The organism is Methylomagnum ishizawai (genome assembly GCF_019670005.1).
In the GTDB taxonomy this organism is placed as follows: domain Bacteria; phylum Pseudomonadota; class Gammaproteobacteria; order Methylococcales; family Methylococcaceae; genus Methylomagnum; species Methylomagnum ishizawai.
On the sequence record NZ_AP019783.1, the window covers coordinates 2,778,689 to 2,795,748 of the forward strand.

General features: G+C 59.5%; 20 protein-coding genes. 12 read left to right on the forward strand and 8 right to left on the reverse strand.

Annotation, left to right across the window (positions count from 1 at the left end):
- The first annotated feature begins 6 nt into the window (after window positions 1-6).
- A complete protein-coding gene (locus K5658_RS12555; protein WP_221063474.1) occupies window positions 7-3,126 on the forward strand; it encodes a glycoside hydrolase family 73 protein in 3,120 nt (1,039 codons plus the stop codon).
- Window positions 3,127-3,160: 34 nt separating this feature from the next.
- On the forward strand, window positions 3,161-4,591 hold the full coding sequence (locus K5658_RS12560; protein WP_221063475.1) for a hypothetical protein: 1,431 nt from the start codon (window positions 3,161-3,163) through the stop codon (window positions 4,589-4,591).
- A gap of 37 nt (window positions 4,592-4,628) precedes the next feature.
- On the opposite strand, the gene K5658_RS12565 is transcribed toward K5658_RS12560, so the two are convergent.
- On the reverse strand, window positions 4,629-5,285 hold the full coding sequence (locus tag K5658_RS12565) for a phage antirepressor N-terminal domain-containing protein (RefSeq protein WP_221063476.1): 657 nt from the start codon (window positions 5,283-5,285) through the stop codon (window positions 4,629-4,631).
- Window positions 5,286-5,728: 443 nt separating this feature from the next.
- Here K5658_RS12565 and K5658_RS12570 point away from each other — a divergent pair, with 443 nt between their 5' ends.
- The 10 genes from K5658_RS12570 to K5658_RS12615 all read left to right on the forward strand — a co-directional run bounded on the left by K5658_RS12570 (window position 5,729) and on the right by K5658_RS12615 (window position 11,892).
- Window positions 5,729-6,307: a hypothetical protein gene (locus K5658_RS12570; RefSeq protein WP_221063477.1), complete on the forward strand. Its 579-nt coding sequence runs from the start codon at window positions 5,729-5,731 to the stop codon at window positions 6,305-6,307.
- 97 nt (window positions 6,308-6,404) lie between these two features.
- Window positions 6,405-7,280 (forward strand): trypsin-like peptidase domain-containing protein, encoded by an 876-nt coding sequence (locus K5658_RS12575; RefSeq protein ID WP_221063478.1) that lies wholly within the window; start codon window positions 6,405-6,407, stop codon window positions 7,278-7,280.
- Window positions 7,255-7,890, forward strand: a complete 636-nt coding sequence (locus K5658_RS12580) for a hypothetical protein (protein ID WP_221063479.1) — start codon at window positions 7,255-7,257, stop codon at window positions 7,888-7,890. Before K5658_RS12575 ends, K5658_RS12580 begins: the two co-directional genes overlap by 26 nt.
- A gap of 118 nt (window positions 7,891-8,008) precedes the next feature.
- Complete coding sequence (locus K5658_RS12585; protein ID WP_221063480.1) at window positions 8,009-8,479, forward strand: hypothetical protein; 471 nt, start codon at window positions 8,009-8,011, stop codon at window positions 8,477-8,479.
- 33 nt (window positions 8,480-8,512) lie between these two features.
- A complete protein-coding gene (locus K5658_RS12590) occupies window positions 8,513-8,893 on the forward strand; it encodes a hypothetical protein (RefSeq protein ID WP_221063481.1) in 381 nt (126 codons plus the stop codon).
- Window positions 8,894-9,077: 184 nt separating this feature from the next.
- The gene (locus tag K5658_RS12595; protein ID WP_221063482.1) at window positions 9,078-9,551 is read left to right on the forward strand and encodes a hypothetical protein; all 474 of its coding nucleotides are present in this window, start codon (window positions 9,078-9,080) and stop codon (window positions 9,549-9,551) included.
- A gap of 162 nt (window positions 9,552-9,713) precedes the next feature.
- The gene (locus tag K5658_RS12600; RefSeq protein WP_221063483.1) at window positions 9,714-10,352 is read left to right on the forward strand and encodes a GIY-YIG nuclease family protein; all 639 of its coding nucleotides are present in this window, start codon (window positions 9,714-9,716) and stop codon (window positions 10,350-10,352) included.
- Between the two features lie 275 nt (window positions 10,353-10,627).
- Window positions 10,628-11,026 carry a hypothetical protein gene (locus tag K5658_RS12605; protein ID WP_246628438.1) on the forward strand — a complete coding sequence of 133 codons (399 nt, stop codon included), beginning with the start codon at window positions 10,628-10,630 and terminating at the stop codon, window positions 11,024-11,026.
- A gap of 21 nt (window positions 11,027-11,047) precedes the next feature.
- Window positions 11,048-11,440, forward strand: a complete 393-nt coding sequence (locus K5658_RS12610; protein ID WP_221063485.1) for a hypothetical protein — start codon at window positions 11,048-11,050, stop codon at window positions 11,438-11,440.
- 125 nt (window positions 11,441-11,565) lie between these two features.
- The gene (locus K5658_RS12615) at window positions 11,566-11,892 is read left to right on the forward strand and encodes a hypothetical protein (protein ID WP_221063486.1); all 327 of its coding nucleotides are present in this window, start codon (window positions 11,566-11,568) and stop codon (window positions 11,890-11,892) included.
- Between the two features lie 471 nt (window positions 11,893-12,363).
- Here K5658_RS12615 and K5658_RS12620 read toward each other — a convergent pair whose 3' ends face one another.
- The 7 genes from K5658_RS12620 to K5658_RS12650 are packed head-to-tail and all read right to left on the reverse strand — an operon-like array spanning window position 12,364 to window position 17,010.
- Window positions 12,364-12,738, reverse strand: a complete 375-nt coding sequence (locus K5658_RS12620; RefSeq protein ID WP_221063487.1) for a hypothetical protein — start codon at window positions 12,736-12,738, stop codon at window positions 12,364-12,366.
- Window positions 12,696-13,022, reverse strand: a complete 327-nt coding sequence (locus K5658_RS12625) for a hypothetical protein (protein ID WP_221063488.1) — start codon at window positions 13,020-13,022, stop codon at window positions 12,696-12,698. Before K5658_RS12625 ends, K5658_RS12620 begins: the two co-directional genes overlap by 43 nt.
- A complete protein-coding gene (locus K5658_RS12630) occupies window positions 13,012-13,356 on the reverse strand; it encodes a hypothetical protein (protein ID WP_221063489.1) in 345 nt (114 codons plus the stop codon). The genes K5658_RS12625 and K5658_RS12630 overlap by 11 nt, the downstream gene beginning before the upstream one ends.
- A 3-nt stretch (window positions 13,357-13,359) precedes the next feature.
- Complete coding sequence (locus K5658_RS12635; RefSeq protein ID WP_085210882.1) at window positions 13,360-13,785, reverse strand: hypothetical protein; 426 nt, start codon at window positions 13,783-13,785, stop codon at window positions 13,360-13,362.
- 17 nt (window positions 13,786-13,802) lie between these two features.
- Window positions 13,803-15,794, reverse strand: coding sequence for a hypothetical protein (locus K5658_RS12640; RefSeq protein ID WP_221063490.1), 1,992 nt, complete (start codon window positions 15,792-15,794; stop codon window positions 13,803-13,805).
- A 17-nt stretch (window positions 15,795-15,811) separates the two neighbouring features.
- Window positions 15,812-16,075: a hypothetical protein gene (locus tag K5658_RS12645; protein WP_221063491.1), complete on the reverse strand. Its 264-nt coding sequence runs from the start codon at window positions 16,073-16,075 to the stop codon at window positions 15,812-15,814.
- Window positions 16,076-16,089: 14 nt separating this feature from the next.
- Window positions 16,090-17,010 carry a hypothetical protein gene (locus K5658_RS12650; RefSeq protein WP_221063492.1) on the reverse strand — a complete coding sequence of 307 codons (921 nt, stop codon included), beginning with the start codon at window positions 17,008-17,010 and terminating at the stop codon, window positions 16,090-16,092.
- Window positions 17,011-17,060 lie beyond the last annotated feature (50 nt).

Here is a 17,060-nt window from a genome sequence, read left to right on the forward strand (position 1 = left end):
CGGTCCATGGCCGGCGTCAAAATCCCTGTCGAAGCCGAGTTGGGCGATATTTCCAAGGCGGTCGAACAACTCGTCGCCCGCGTCCGGTCGGCGACGGACGACCTGCGGCGCGGCCTCGAAGTCACCCTCGACACCGGCCGCGCCCAGCGGGACATCGACGCGCTCATCGCCAAGCTGGGCGAACTGGACGCCAAGATCGGACAGGCCCGGTCCGTCGGCATCGACACGGCGGGCGCGGCCGCGCGGTCCACCGAGGCCCGGCAGGCCCAGGGCGCGTACCAAGCCGAACTGGACCGGGCCGAGCGGGACATGGAGGCATGGCAAAAGTCCATCGGCGGCGGCCCCATGGCGTCGTGGCAGGCCAACCTGTCCGGCGCGGGCGGCGGCGCGTTCGACTTCCGCCCGGCGGTCCAGATGGCCGAAGCCCTCACGGGCAGGGTGGCGGCGGCGACCACCCACACCGACCGGCTCAGGCGGGCGCAGCGCGAATACCGCGAGGAGGTGCGCGGCACGGCGGAAGAATGGGCGAAGCTCACGGGACAAGGCTTCACCGAGCGGCAGGCCGAGGCGGCGAATACATGGCTGGGCCAGCACATCGCCAGCGAGGGCCGGTTCGCGCCGTTCATGCGCGGCTTCGGGGTCGGCGACGTAGGCTCCGACGGGTGGCGGGAACAATTCGGCACGCCCGGCGCGGCCAAGCGCATCGCCCAGGGCATCGCCGCCGGCGGTATGGGGGCGGCGGGGATGGAAGCGCCCGGCCACCAGTGGGCGGAAAGATTCGCCAAGGGCGCGACCGGCGTCGCGGCCAACGCCATCCTGAACGGGGGCGACGGCGGCGCGATGGGGATGGCCGGGGGCGCCCTGGGCGGCTTGTTGCCCGGCGTGGGCGGCGTCGCCGGGGCCGTGGTGGGGGCCGCCGTGGGCGGCGCGGTGGACCGGGGCATGGAAAAGGCCCTGGCCGAAGCCCTGGAGACCTCGGCGCTCAGGAAGAACCTGGGCGGCCTGTCGGAGGAATTCGACCAATTGCGGGCCGTGGCGCGGGCGGCGTCGGACGGCCTGGGCATGACCGCCACCGAATTCATGGGGGCGGAGCGCCGCTTCGCCGGGATGGCGGGCACGCGCCCCGAGGAGGCCCGCAACCTCGTGGCCGAGACCCGCGGCGCTTCGCAGTTCGCCCGCTCGCTGGGCACCGGGCCGGATTCGGCCATCGCCTTCTTCGCCAGCCAACGCCAGTTCGGCGTCACCCGCGACGAGGAAGGCTCGCGCCGGATGGCCCTCGCCATCGCCGAAGCCCTCAACAAGGGCGGCCTGTTCGCCAAGGCCGACGAGCTCATGCAGGCCGTGGCCGAGTTCACGGCCCAGGCGGCGCGCACCGGCAGGACCGCGCCCGACGTGGGCGGCTATGTGGACCTGCTGGGGACGCTGACGGCGCGGGGCGGCCCCTACGAGCGGGACATCCAGGGCGCGGTGTCGTTGTTCCAGAGGATGGACGCCGGGTTCCGGGGGCCGGGCAGCGAGGGCTGGAACAATTTCCTGCTGGGCCAATATCAGGGCGCGGCGGGTCGGAATTTCGACGCCTTCGACCTGCAAGTCATGAAGGAGGGCGGCTTGTTGGGGACGCTGCGGGGCGGCTGGAACAGCGTCGCCAAAGGCGCTGATGCGGCGACGGCGGCGCACTGGAAATCGATGATGGGCGGGGGCGCGGATGTCGCCACCCTGGACCTCATCATGCCCGGCATCATGCGCGAGGCGGGCGGGAACCGGCGCATGGCCGCGCAGATGCTCCACGAGAACATGGGCATCGGTTCACGGGAAGCGTACGACTGGCTGGGGCTCGCCAAGCAGCCCGGCGGCGCGACCGGCATCCTGAAGCGGTTGCAGGGCTTGAAGGTGGACACGGACAACGTGCCCATGGGCAACCTGCTGGCCCTGGCCCAACTCGCCACCGGCAACCGCGAAGACCTGATGAAGCAGGCCCGGCGCTTGATGTCGGGCGATGGCTACGAGGCCGTGGCCGGGACCGACCGCGACCGGCTGGAAAAGGCCATGGGCGGCTCGGATGCCGACCTCCGGCAAACCGTCATCGACCTGACCAAGGACCGCGAGATGAAGGACCTCGCGGAATCGAGCCTCGACACGCAAAAGCGGATCGAACAGGGTATCGCCTCCATATCCTCGAACCTGCTGGAACTCAAAGCCGCCGCGCTCGCCAAGATGTTCGGTTCGCCGGGGACGTATGCCCAGACTATGAAGGATTGGGCATTGGCGGGGGATGTCGCGGATCGGGATAGCGTGGTGGACCCCGCGTTGACCCGGATGAAAGAGCGGGGCGACCGTATCGCCTTCCTGCGTAATGCGTTGGCACATGGGGAATATCCGAATGGCCCCCATGGAACGCATGTGCCGCCGGAAACCTTGCAGGGTTATAAGACCGAATTGGATCGGTTGCTGGCGGAGCATCAGCGGGATTCGGCGCTCGTCAAGGGGGCGTTTGAGCGATACACCAGCAAGGAACAATCCTACGACCGCCAGGAATTCATCCGCCGGATCCAACCGGCGGCGGAGCGTGCCGCTGAGAAGCACCACATTCCCGCCGATGTGCTGATGGCGCACGCCGCCCAAGAGACCGGCTGGGGTAAACATGTCCACGACAACAACCTATTCAATATCACCGGCAGCTATCACGGCCAAAGCGTGGTGCGCGGCGATACCGATGCCACCGGAAAGCGCATCGGCCAGCGTTTCAAAGTCTACGGGTCCATCGACGAGAGCTTCGAGGACTTGGCCGACCTGTTGAGCCGCAAATATCCGGGCGCGGTCGGCGCGAAGTCGGCCTACGAATATGGCGCTGCCTTGAAGAAGGGAGGGTATGCCGCCGACCCTGGGTATGCCAAGCATATTGACGAGCGGGCGCAGGAGGTACGTCGCATCACGGGAACCCCGCTCCCGCCCGGCACGGCGCAATACGGCGCGGATGGGCGCATCAGTGTGGACCCCATGAGGATCGAGGTCACGCATACCCATACCGACCCTTCCGGTGTCCCCATCGCGCCGCCGCAAATCCAGACCTACACCGCCAAGCCCCGCTTGAATCCGGGGCGTCCGCCGCTTTCGGGGCTTTTCTAGCCGTTCCGCCCGATCGTGACATAGGCATACGATCATGACCACCACCCACAACCCCCAAATCTCCGTCAAGCTCATCAAGGTCGTGAACCGCTCGGCCATCGCGCCCGGCCTCGCCGTCGCCGGGCGCTACCGGAACCTGCTGGAGATCGACCTCACGCCCTACCTGGGCGATATGGGCGGCGTCCGCACCGTCAAGGGCGTGCGGGAACCGGCGGGTGGCTTCTCCATGACCTTCGCCGACCAGGCCACCGACCGGAGCGAATCGCTCTACGGCCTGATCGAGCCCATGGACCTCGTGGAAATCCGCATGGCCCGGAATCCTTCGGATTATCCCGGCGGGCGGTTGCCCATCGTCATGCGGGGCTTCGTGTCCCAGGTGTCGAGGCCGGAACAGGTGGCGCACGATGGCCGGGTCCACCGCTCGGTGGTGGTCCAGGGCCAGGACTTCGGCAAGCTGTGGCAGATATTCCAGATCGTCTACCTCAATAACACGGCGCTGGGCGAATACGTGCTGACGGCGTTCAAGTTCTTCGCCAAATACCAGATCGATGTGACCAAACCCATGCCGGTGGCCCGGTTCGTGGCGGATTTGAATGGCGGCGTGCTGTTGCCCCTTCTGCGGGGGATGCGGTGGTGGGATAAGCCATTGTCCGACACCTACACCATCGCGCCCGATGTGAGCGCCACAGGGACCGTGGCCCATACCGTAGTGAACAACTGGCCCGGGAACCAACCCATCTACAACCTGCTGGCCCTGGCCTGCGATGTGCAGAACGGCTTCAACGAGATGTTCATGGAAGACCGCGAGGCTGGCGTGGCCCTGGTCCTGCGCCCCACGCCCTGGAAGCGCCCGGATGGCACCTATATCCAGACCGGCGTGCCGGACATCCCGACGATCAAGTTGGATGCGGCGGATGTGGTGGCGCTGGCGGCCTCCCGGTCGGATGAGTGCGTGGCGAACCTGTTCTGGGTTTACACGCCGCCCTTCGCGGGGTTGGCGAACGAGTCCATGCGGCTCTGGAAACAGCCCGCGCCCGTGACCGATTACCCGAACAACGCCCCGGCGCTCTACGGCACCCGCATGATGGAGCAAATCACCTATCTGGGGCCGCCGGGCTGGGGGGCGAGCGATACCGATAGCCAAGGGCGGCAGAAGGATATATGGCCCACCATGGCCGATTGGATGGCGACGAGGGCGGCGGTCATGCAGGCCGCCTCGCAGGACGCCGCGGTGTTCGAGCAAGGCCATCTGCGGGTGAAGGGGAACGAGAAGATCAAGGCCGGGAACTTCGTCGGCCTGACCCGGAATTCGATGGTGGCCGAGTATTACGCCGCCCGGGTGGAGCACGAATTCGCCTTCGGCCGGCCCTTCATGACCACGGTGCATTTCGAGCGGGGGACCGGGTTCATCCAGCGGGCGCAGTGGGCGAAGGGGCCGTATTGGGCGGAGATGACGCCGACGTAGGGTGGGGGCGGGGCCGCGTCCTTGCGGCGGGGGTTGGTCAGCAGGCTTGGTTCCCGGCCTCTATTCTGTTGATCATCTTCCCCATCCTGGCTATGCAATGGATGGCGGCGAAGGGGAGGAGGTCGGGGGCGACGTGCTTGTCGAGGAAGCGCGTGATTTCATCCTCGTTGGCCGTATCGACCACCACCGCGCCCTCGCCGACCACCTCGACGTGAACGACGCGCCCGCTTTCGATAGTCACCAACAACCGGGTGTTGGGTAGTGAGAATGGGATTTCCACTTGTTCGGGGTGGGTGGGCTTGGGGCTGGGCGCGGCGGGTTCGCGGTGCCAGTGCCGGTACAGCACGTCGTAGCATTCGCACTGGTAGGCGAGGATGGTTTCCCGCAATGCCGGCTTGACGCGGTTCACGTCCACGCCGAACAGCCAGCCGTTCAGGAGCTTGAGTGGGAGGGCGATGACTTCGCGGCGCTGGTCGTCGCCGGGCATCTGAATGTCCATCATGGACATGCAGGTCGAAAGAATCGGATTGCGCTTGATGCGCTTTTCTTGTGCCGCCCATTGAAGGCCCATGCCTTCAACAATAGGCTTCATGGCGGCATAAGGTTCGCCGTTGTAGAGAAAAGTGATCAGAGGTTGACCGTGAAAATTGACGGTCGCGGGGACGCTAGGCGCGACTTGGGCATGTGCGTTCATGGGACGGACTCCTTGACTGAGGTTGGAAACCGTCTCCAAACTGGGTGATAATCAGCAAATTGGAGACGGGTTGCGCGAGGTTATCACCACCGGGTCAAGGAACCGGCCCGTCCGAAGACGGCCCCACGCAGCCCGCCATAACTTGTTAGGGACGCCACGGGCAAAGAAAAAGCCCAGGGGCGCGAGAATTGGGGCTGTGCGCCTTGATCATACCGGGGGTGATAAGTCCCGGCCCCAGCACTGTGGGGCGGGGGTAGCGTAGGCGGATTTTTAGATCGGTGTCAATGTGAATATTTACATTGACGGGGGGCTGTGAGGTGTTGAAGGATTGGCGGGTTGAGTAACAGCTTAGATCGCTGATTTTGGTTCTGATACAGAAGTCGCTCAAAGTGAGAGGTTTGCCTTATATGTGGATAAATACATTAAGACAGTGGACTCAAACTATGTATGGATTGATCCATTCTGTTAAATTGAGTTCAGATATAAATATGGGCAACATAAACCGTATTAATGAAAGCATCAATGAGTCGCTTCAATGGTGTACTGATGCGAAGCAATTTAGCTCAAATGTTGAAGAGCGAAATCTAAATGATCAAAGAATCAGAATGGATGACAACGATGTTGAAGGCATTTCTGAAAATTTAAAAAAAAGGTTGCTTGAACTGCTAATTGTTGATTTAGCCTCTCTAACAGACGAATTGCTGTGTGAAATTCTTAGTATTCATGGTAAATTGCCTGAAGACTATAGATACTTAAGAGATAAAGTTAAATTGGTTTCATGCAGCAATGACACTAAATGGGCCCAAAAGGGCGTACTTGAACTAAATGCCTTGAGAAATTGTATAGTTCATAATGAAGCTCGATGGAATGATGGGGCATTTAATGAAATTAATGATTTATGTAATAGTGGTGTCCTTGCTCAAATTGGAGACCCTGTAGCTTTAAGTTATGAAGATATTTTTCGCTATAAGCGCGCTGTTAGAACTCTTTTAAATCAAGCAAGCCAGAATGGGTTTATTTAGCCTATGACCATAAATGTAATTAGCGCAAAATGGCATGGTTCATGCCTTTAGATTATGCTGCGCCAACGGGGCTACGCGAACCAGGGGGGGTTACAATATGTCTCTTAATGGATTCAAATGGAATCAAGCAGAACTTGAAGAATTTCACCCTCTTAATGATAACTTGGTTTCAATAATTTCTTCTAAAGAAAATATATTAAAACCAATTGGCACTGGTTTTATAGTGGGGGCTTATGGCGGGTTCTCGATTGCTATAACAGCAGCTCATAACTTTGAGGAAGTTAAGAACATTCAGAATCCAAGACTACGCTACCACTCAAGCGCATTATCAGAGTTTATTCCAAATTTAGAAGTAATTAATATCGATAAAAAATCATTAAGGGTTTTCTGTACAAATAGGGAAGAGGTAGAAGCATGTATTATAGGTTGGGCAGCATGGAATAAAAAATCAGACATCGCGATTTTTTCCCTTCATCATCAAGATAAAGCTAATTCATCTTTTTTTCGGAACGAATTACTTCTTGATGATTGCATTCCAAAAGTTGGGGATGAAGTTGGCCTTTTTGGCTATTATGATATGGATATAAAAATTGAAAAATATTCAAATCAAAATTTGATAGATTTTAAGTTTAAAAGGCAGTTAATTCTTAGATGCGGAATAATAAAAAATATATACAATGAAGGACATATTTTATGCAGAGGTCCATGCATAGAAACATCAATACCAGTTTTTCCTGGAATGAGCGGAGGACCGGTTGCTAAACTTGGTAGAGAAGGCGAGCCAATTAAGCCATTTGGAATCATATCCTCCGATCCAGAGGATGCTCACCAAAATAAATTTAATAGAAGCATCTCTGGTGCTTCAATTGTTGCTTTGCTTGGCTCTAGCATTAATTTTAGTCTTGATGGGCAAAGAAAAGCTTTTTTAAAGTTAAAAGATGCTTTTTTTGTTAAAAACGAAGATTTTTTATGAATTTATAATTTTATTAGCGGCTGAAATTATGCTATCTGAACAACAAGCTGAATTAAATCAAAAAATCTATACAGGGCTTGGAAAATTTGTTGTTTGCTTCTCATATTTGCTTAACTCGCTTGAGGAATCTACCATTTTTTTATTTGGAATTGGCCCTGATGGGAAGCGTATGATGCTAATCAAAGCCGCTCTCGCGGATAGAACCGCATCTCCAATCTCCTCTGCATTTTTTTCTGTTTTTTTTGAGCATTGGAAAGGAAAAGCTACAAATGAAGATTCCAAAATAATTAAATGCTTACGAAAAGAAATAGATGCGCTTATCCAAACAAGAAATAGAATTATGCATGATGCATGGATGAGCAAAATAGTAGGCGGCAATCCTGGCCCGCACTCAATGAGTCTGGTTCGTATCCGAGCTCATGGAGGTGGTGTTGAATACGATTCAGTAGACTATGGACTGGATGAGATATTAAGTGTTGCAGATGACGCAGAGCGGTTAGGAAATATTATTAATCATATCGTTTTCTACATGAGGCCTGGGCAAATAGGACCAGAAGTGGCAGAGAGATTTGAAATCCGTGAAAATAAGGTTTACTCAAAAGATATTTAAGAACGCATATAGAAATACATTATACCATGGGCCTATTCCACCACACAGGCGGCCAACATCCGTCCACAAGCTTCAAAATTGACACCGGCCCTAAATAATCCAACCCACTCATCCTCCCATGAAAACCGCAGACCTCAAGCGCTTGGTGGACGAGGCGCTGGCCTCCCTTCCGACCCCCCACTCCGAACACATCATCGACGAGGTGTTCCACGCCATCGAAACCCACGCCCCCTGGCGGCAGGAATACGAGCGCATCCGCCAGGACTTGGGCACGGCGGTCGCCAATACCTGGGGCGGCCATTGGATAGGGAACAAACTGGGGAAATGCGGCCAGCGTCAAGTCCCGGCCAGGAAGAGCACGCTCATCGGTTCCTATTCCATCCTCGACACCGACTTCCCGCCGCGCAAGCCCACCGAAGCGGAAGCGCGGGAACTGATGGCCGCGTACTACCAAGCGCACAAGTCGGAGCTAACCGCCAGTATCCGGGCGCAGCGCGACCGGATCATCCAACTGATCGTGGAAGGCATGTCGGCGCACGATGCCTTCGCGCTTGCCGGGGGTTTTGTTATACGTCATGGTGGCGTCTAAATCCAGTTATTCAACCCATCGGAGAATATATAGATGAAAGATATTTCCATGAAGGGGATTTTCATTGCAGTTATTGTTTCCTTGGCGCTGGATACGCTTGGAGGAGTAGTGGGTGTCCCACTATTTGCCGAGTCTATAACCGAAGAAGGTTTATGGGCTATGGACGAACAAACGGACTTTCTGTTGTATTCGCTGGCGATAGGGCTATTAACAACTGTTTTAGGCGGTCATATAGTCGCAAAGTATGGCAAGTCGGCCCCTTATAAAAACGCGGTGATTTACGGCTCGATCGGTGCGATTCTTGGCCTAATGCTCGCTGGAAATTATCCTTTTTGGTTCAACATTATAGGGTTTATCACCATCATCCCGGCATCGGTTTTGGGCGCTTACTTTGCTGCGATGAAAAGGGCATAAAGCCGACCCGCTCCCACTATGTCCCATCGGGCTAAACCGCCATCCGGCGGAATGCGCCGCGCTCTTCCGCCCTTGGATTACCCGGCTAAACTTGGTGGACGGCCTTTGAAGAAGCCGCATCGATATGGGGCCGGACATCGGACCCGCCAGTTCCGCCCATGCTCACTGAACACGGGATCAGAGTATGAATAAATTGCGCTCGTGCATCGCCAATAGCTGTTTGGCCGGCTTCCTCTTGATCGCCCCGATGGCGGTGGTCGCCGATGAGGACGACGACGCCATCAATGCTTGCCTGAAAGCCTGGGGCACCCATCCATTCGGGAAAAATCCCACTTACCGAACGCTGGGAGCCACGGTCAAATTATTCGGTATCGGGCAGGATGCCGAGGATACCACAGCCACCGAAACCCCGGCATTAATCATGGTTGATCCGGGGGTTAATATCATGGGAGGATCGACCATCAAACTGTTGAACCCGAATGGCTGGTACTGCCTGCGGGCCAACGTGAACGTCATGGGCGGCGTAACCATCAAAGCCCACTGCAAGGCCCATATCGCATCGGCCACGGATGGCGTGACGGTGCTGGGCTCGAATTCGAGCAGCAAGGGCGTTACCGTCATGGGCAAAACCAGCATCGAACTTGAAGGGTGCAAATAGCGGGATCGCCGGTATCCTGGCGTATTCCGCCGCACGATTGCCTCGCCAAGCCAGAATCCACCGAATCCGCATACCCCCATGAAAACCGCAGACCTCAAGCGCTGGGTGAACGAGGCGCTGGCCTCCCTTCCGGCCCCCTGCTCCGAACACATCACATAACCCATGCCAAATATAATCTATGTACTTACCAATGAAGCCATGCCGAATATGGTTAAAATTGGGTTAACCAATGACAGCGTGGAAACACGAATTGCTCAACTCAGCTCGCATTCAGGTGTTCCGTTGCCGTTTGAGTGTTATTTCGCCGCTGAAGTCAATGACTGCGTCAAACTGGAAAAAACCCTCCATCAGCTTTTCTCGGAAAACCGTGTCAATCCAAAGAGGGAGTTTTTCAAAATCGACCCGGAAAAAGTGGTGCTTGCCATAAGCATCGGGGATTTTACGGAAGTCACCCCCGGAGTGGCCGAATTCGATAAGGAAGAACAAGCCGCCCTTGAAAAGGCAAAGGCGCGTCGCCCCCGGCTCAAGCTCGACGCTTTGGGCATCAAACCTGGGGATGTCCTTACCTGCTCGCGGGATGAAATGCTTACTGCCACGGTGGTCGATGGCGGAAAAGTAGACTTCCAAGGGGAAACCCTTAGTCTTTCAGCGGCGGCCCTTAAGGCGCTCCATAGTCTGGGTTACAAAACACCTTCCGCAAGTGGTTCGGATTATTGGATATTCGATGGCGAATTGCTTGATGAAAGGCGTCGTCGTATGGAAGCGGAGCAATTCGACGAAACTTTGCCAGCCAGTGTCTGACTGGACATAGGCCGATATGGGGGACGCATTTTTCCTGTGCGTCGTTATCGCCGGTCCGTTGCTATTACACCGATACCGCTTGGCGGGCTTGATTATGTGGCATTGGAGGCGAGGCTAGGCGGCTCAGTTTTTTTTAGCCTTTCCTGTCATGAGCAAGGTTTCGCCACCCGTCAGCGGTTTTGAAGACTTGTTTTCACATTGAAGGGATCAACATGCAGGATGGAAAACATGCTGGAAATGTCGTATTACTCCGGGGCGCTACATTATGGATATTGATGGCTTTATTGCTGGCGTGGTGCATGGTGGGGCTATATCACCAAGCACCCTACCTTGATGTGATATTCGCTGGTAAATTCATGAGGCTATTGCAGGCGCACATCGATTTTCTGCTGATGAGCGCTCTAATTCTGGGGTTTTATGCCGCTAAAGTGCCACTGCCCTGGCATGTGTGCTGGGCCATGGTGGTAGGTGGATTCACCAATTCCAGCCTGTTTCTGTTGCAAGCCATTTTCCCCGCACTTGATCCTACAATGGCCGCTCAAGTGCCTTCGATCGGCATCTGGTCGCAGGTGTTCGAAGTCTACCTCTTTGCCAGTCTCATCACGACCAGCTATGGCTTTGGCAAAGGGGCTGTGGTTATTTTTCGATCCACGCTCAAGAGCAATACCCATTAAAAATTACCGAAAGGAAAAAATATGATAGGTATTTTTGGAGACCATTCTGGCCAATTTTTATCAATCGTGGGCTGGTTGATTATGGTGGCTTTTGCCATACCTATCACCCTCTGGCCATTTCAGTGGGCAAAAGTGGTGGGATGGGAGATTCCGAATCAAACCGATTTAGCCCTATACTTCGGGCGATGTTTGGGTTGCGTGGGAGGCGCCGTTGCGTTATTTAGCATTTTGGCTGCGAACAACCCATTGGTGCAGCCGTTCTATTTTAAACTCTTACTTACAATCTGGGCTTCAATGGTCATACTCCATATTTATGGAGCCATTAAGCAAATCCAGCCAGCTCTTGAAACCTATGAGATTGGTTTCTGGTTTGGATTGTTTTTACTCACGTTATGCTTTTTCCCAATCGGGTAATCAACAGGATGCCGGTGGATGGCAGGCCTGGAGCCTGGATTTTCCTCATGGGGTATCGGCCTCGCCTCACGGGCCGTTCCAGGGGACCCCGCTATCGCTCCCCCCTGAACTCGGTCGTTAGACACATGGAAACATCCCTCGTCCAAGCCGCCAAGCTTGCCATTGTTAGCGCAACCGGGCTCTCGAAAGACGCGCTCCATATCTACGTCGGCCTGACGGTGTATTGGGTTACTACACTGGCGCTTGGCAAGCATGCACGCGCGTTCCACCCTCTTCTGATCGTCGTGTTCATCGCCTGTGCCGGTGAAGTGCTGGACATGCGCGACGACATTAGCAGCCTGGGGTATTGGCGGTGGAGCGCGAGCCTACACGACGTCGTCAACACTTCATTTTGGCCCTTCGTTCTATACCTCATCGGGCGCAGAACTTCGGCTTTTTCTCGCCACGATTAGAGCGGCTCTCATATCACTGTAGGGAATAGCCGCAATGCGCGACCAATAGCGGGCGTCGGCGAGGGCGCTGGCGCACCGGGCCAGCGATGCCAAACCGCCGGGGTTCCAGCATGCGTCAAGCACCTATCCGGCGCTGGCGCCCAGGATACGGATTTGTTCCCTGGGATACCGCCGATCCGGGGGTATCCGATGTCTGCGGACAGGCCAATCCACGCTCAAACCTCCTCGAAATCATCCGGCATTTCCTCTTCCCCGCCGGAGGCTTCCCCTTCCTCGCGGTCCATTTCCGCGAATTCCGCTTCCAGCGCATCCGCGTCGAACTCCTCGTCCTCATGGATCTCGATGCCCTGCCCGGCATCGAGCCTTCCGGTGAATTGGTGGGCGTAGAACTCGGTGAGGATTTCTTCCGGCGTAAGGGCCAGGAAACGCGGATCGTTGGGCGGGATGCGGTAGAACGCCCGGAACCAAACCTCAGCCGTGCCCGCCAGCTTCAGGGCTTTCCGCTTCGCCTGGGCGTCCTGCCTCCGGCGGAAAAAAGGCTTCCTGCGCCTCGATCAACGCCCAGAGTTCCAACACCTTGGCGTTGAACCGGCTGTCCCGGCGCGGGAACCGCTCATGGCCCTCCCAGCCCTTCGGCGTCTTCACCGCGCACACCTCGATCCAGGCGGCGACCTGGGCCATGCGGCCATGCCCGACCGAGGGCACCCTGTAGCCCACGAGGTTGTTGACGAGCGTTTCCATCTGGGCCTGATCGCCCCACCCCGGTCGCCGGAAGATGAAGTCGCCCACGCCGGGCAGGGCGACTAGGAACTGGTTTTCGGAGAGTTGCGCGTGCTGTGGGGCCATGCGGGGTACGGACGTGAAGGGTGGGAATTGGCCCGGCGGCGGTCCACGAGGCCGTGGAGCACCGCGCCGAGCAGGAGTGGATAGACGTGCCAGGGAATCCGGGCGAAACCGTCGAAACAGGGCGAGGCGGCCACGATGAACGCGCCCACGGCCATCAAGAGGCCAGCCATGCGGATCATGGGGCTGGTTCCCCCATCGGCCCGGTTGAGCTGGGCCAAGGCCCGGAGCATCAGCGGCAGGCCGACGATCTCGGCCAGGGCGATGTGCAGCCAATCAGCGCCCACGGTGCCCCTCCGCCTTGGACGGCGGTCTCCAGGCCGCCGAACCGGCCACGATGCGCCGGGCGAGGTTGTGCCCGACCAAGCCGATCAAGAAGGCCACGCCCAGGTCCGAATGCGGCGGGACGACGATATGGGTACCCACCAGCCTTTCCAGGTTGGCCGTCACCAGCGGCGTGAAATAGCAGGCGCTGAGATACCCGGACGAGATGCTGGGCACCCAGCCCCACCGGCCCTGGAACGGCGATAGCGTGAGGGCCACCGCCGCGCCCAAGAAGGCGGCGATGGCAACCCCATACTTGACGCCCAGGACGCTGTTGACGCCTTCCATATCCATCATGGGCTAGAGGCCGGTGCCCGCGGTCGTGAGGCAGCGGAAACTGGCCCGGCTCGATATGACGCTGCTTGCCCGGACATCGACGCTGCCGGATTCGAAAGTGGCACCGCGATGGACAAGCAACGGTTCCCCGGTCTCCTTATCCAAGACCACGATGTCGAACACCACCCCTTGCAGCGCCGCCGCCCCGTTCTCGGGTTGCAGCCCCTGGTCCTTCAGGCTGGTCCGGCGCAGGACCATCTGCTCGACGCTGACCCGGTATTCGGCGCGGTTCGGGATGTTCTCCACGGGATCGATGTCGCCGATCTGGTATTGCCCCTCGACGCCGAAATTGGTGTCCAGCGTGACGGAGCGGAAGCCGCCCACGAGTTTGCCGTCCAGCAAAATCTGGTGGGTATTGGCGTGGCGGAAAATGCGGTTGGTCTGTGCCATGGTGATGATTGCCCCCTTCAGGCGGCCAGCGTGCCGCTATAGGCCCGTGCGTGGACGACGATGGTGATGTAGTTGATCGGGATGCCGACCGCCGCATCGACCTGGATCGCCAGCACATCGCCGGAAAGGTCCAGCCGCAGGTTCTTCCAGGGCGGGTTTTCCGCATCGCCCACCAGGAGGCCGATACCGTTCGGCTCGGGCTTCGAGAGTTCGTCCAGCACCGCCGCGCAGCGTGTGCGGGCGTCGGCCATGCGGAACGGGCTCCCGGTGCGGCCGATGATGGGCTGCAAGGCTTCGCGCAGGTTGCGGGCCAGGAAGTCGTAGCCCGCGCCGACCGAGATTTCCACCTTGTCGTAGTTGTCGTTGACGAGCCAGGCGCTGATCGACTTGCAGACGAAGTAGCCGGTGGGGCGGTTTTCCAGCGGGATGACGCCGCCCCGGATGAGCGGGTCGGTATCGGTGGGCACGCGCAGCTTGCGCTCCACGCCCTCGACATTCAGGGCGCGGTTGGTCATGGCCTGGCCGGGGTTCTGCCCGGCGAAGCCGGCGGCGATCATCGCGGCGGCGACATAGGCCGGGTACAGCGTCAGCGCGCCGTTGGCGTTGTAGAGGTAGACCCCGAGGTGGACGAGCGCGGTGCGGTCGGAGTTCAGCGCCTTGGCGGCGGCGATGGCGGCGGCATCCGTGGTGCCCGTGGCGGCACCCACGAAATTCCGGCGCTCGCTGCGCGCCACCTTGCTCATGTAGGCGCAATGCGCGTCGGCCATATCCCAGACCGCGGGGTTGGACGACAGCGGCGCGACCCACTGCACATCCTCCGCTTGCAGGGCGGTGAAGGCCGCCGTCCAGTCCTGCACGGTGGCCGATCCGTTCGAGCCGCCGGCCAGGTAGGTCCAATCCTGGTTGGCGGGGGGTAGCGTGCCGGCGCGGCGGGCGTTGACGAAGCCCTCGCTGCCCGAATTGAACCAATCCACGCACGCCTGTAGGTCGCCGGTCACGGTCACCGGGGTGAACCCGACGATCGCGTAGGCCAAGGTTTTCACATCGTGCTGGAGGGTTGCCCTGAGTTGGTACGCGGCCGTGAACGCCCCGAGCGATCCCGATACGGAGGCGGTCCAGCCCCCCAGGGCGTCGATGGCCGCCACCACATCGGCGATGGTCGGGTTGTCGGCCACGAGGTCCAGGGTGGCGACCGTGGTGCCCACCGGGGCTTCCAGCACGATTTGCGTGCCCGTGATCGTAATCGCCGCCGATGCCGCCCCTCCCGTGAACTGGACGTTGGCGACCGTGGCGGAGGCCAGGGTTTGGTTGGTCAGGGCATCCAAACCATTGAGGGCGGGCTTGTCCTCGTTGCCGTCCAATACGGTGGCGAGCCAGCCCGGGGTCACGCTGATGCGGTCGGCCAGCGCCTGCACGGTGCCGAAATCGTTCAGGCCGATGGTCGCCACCGCCGTGCCCATGGGGGCCTCCAGCGTGACCTGGGTATCCGTCACCGACAGCCGGGCGTCGGCCATCATGCCGTGGTACTGCACCGACAGCGCATCCCGGTGGATGTCGTCCTGGGTGTAGTAGCGGGTCCCGACCTGGGTGGTGATCTTCTTGCCCTTGTGGGTGCCGGACTCGACCTTCACCTTGTCGGCGTTGCCGCCCAGCCCGTACCGGGTGGCGGCCAGGGCGATGGCGTTGCCCGAACCGGCATCCAGCAGCGTCAGCGCCGCCTGGGTGGACGGGGCCGGGCTCATGAACACGATGGTCGCGGGAGCGCCGGTTTCGGGGCTGGGGTCGAAACAGGCCGTGACCGCCACCAGGGCCTCGCCATCCACGCCCGCGTCGATGGCGTCCTGCGGGCCGCCGAAGCGATAGGCGGCCTTGGGTTCGAGGGCCGGGGCCGATCCCAGGATGGCAAGCACGTTGCCGACGGTCAGGTTGCGGTTTGCCAGCGCCGTATCGTCGATCCTGGAAACGACGGTAGGGGTTTCGTATAGCTGGCCGTCAAAAAAAAGCGCCATGTCGGCTTACCTCTCGCTCAGGCCGGGGTTTGCATGAAGGCATCGAAGCGGGCGCCATACGCCGCTTCGGTATCGCGCAGCCGTCCCGCGCGTTTTTCCACGCCATAGAAGGCGGACACCGCCTCCGGGGCGTGCCTGCGGGATAGCGCCCGGCACGCCTCTTCCAGCGACGTGGCGAACCGCGCCGGAACCGCCGGCGTGGACGGCGGCGGCGCGGGCGCGGGGGGCGGCGCCGTCGGCCCGGCGGGTTGCGCCGCGGGAAGTGGGGGGGTCTTTGCCATATCTGGGTCGTCGCTCATGATGTGTAAACGTGGTTGATGGCGGTGCCGGCGCGGAGATCGTCGATGCCCGAGAACACGAGGCCGCCCAGGGTTCCGGCGATGGTGTAGACCGGGGCGTCGTATTCGCCTTCCAGGTACTCGATGGCGGCGGGGCTCCAGGCCGCGCCCTGTAATCCGGCGGCCTCGAACACCGGCAGGTTGCCGACCATCAGCGCCCGCAAGGCCCGGTGCAGGGCCATGCGCTCATCCGGGTTGAGGCTCCACGCGCCGACCTCGATGGCGATATTCGAAAGCCAGCCGGTGCGTCCGGTGAATTCGTCCTCGCCGGACGCCGCGTACCACTCGGAGCCCATGTCGCAGCCGATGGCGTATTCCGCGGGCGTCTCCGAGGCGAGTTTTACCGTCACGACCGGCCAGCGGGTGTCCTTGGATTGCGGGGGGCCGATCAGCACGTCGATATGGGTGGTTTGGAGCGTCCCGGCCTGGGGCAGGAGTTCATGGCGGGCCACGTAGACGGCCAAGCCCTCGTCCAGGCGGTCGCGGACCAGGGCGATGGGGTCGGGCGAGGTGTCGCGGAAGGTCGCGCGGGGGATGGCGACGGTGGTTTCGGCGTCCAGGGTCCACAGGAGGCCGTTCCAGTAGTAGGCCCGGTAGTAATAGGTGACGCCGTTCAGCAGGGCTTGGTAGTCCAGCGCGGCCCGTTCGTCGCCGTCGTAGACGACCGAGGCGGCGGGGTCCACGGGCAGCGGGTCGCCGACATAGAAGGCGTTCGGGGCGTAGGTGTTGGACGCGCCCCAGTCGCCGGTTTCGGGCGGGTCCAGCCAGTCGTCGGTGGTCTTGCGGAGGACGATCCAGCGCCACGCGCCCGCCGGGGGCGCGATGTATAGGCGGATGGCGTTGCCTATGGCGAGGGGTTCGGCGCGGGTGATGCTCATGCGCCTAGGATGGCGTCACGACCCGGCATTGGGATTGCGGGCGGTGCGCC